The organism is Vallitalea maricola, assembly GCF_036985595.1.
GTDB classification, from domain to species: domain Bacteria; phylum Bacillota; class Clostridia; order Lachnospirales; family Vallitaleaceae; genus Vallitalea; species Vallitalea maricola.
Map to the genome: position 1 here is coordinate 1 of NZ_BTPU01000384.1, position 240 is coordinate 240.

Here is a 240-nt window from a genome sequence, read left to right on the forward strand (position 1 = left end):
GTATAGAGTTTCAGCTCACATTTTTTGTTTCCATCAAGAATATATCCAAATGAATCAATGTCTATCTTACTGTCTAATTGAATGACATCTAATACAGCAAACAATCTATTACATATAGCTATATAATGTTTATATTCGTTTTCATACTCAACGAATATTGTATTTTCATCTTCATAAATATCAACTACATCATCTTTGAACTGCTGTTTTTCTATAAATGTTATTCCTTCCTTACCAAAT

General features: G+C 27.1%; 1 protein-coding gene. It reads right to left on the reverse strand.

Annotation, left to right across the window (positions count from 1 at the left end; genetic code table 11):
• Positions 1 to 240: hypothetical protein (locus tag AACQ14_RS24405; protein ID WP_339366125.1), on the reverse strand; the 240-nt coding region annotated here is incomplete at both ends.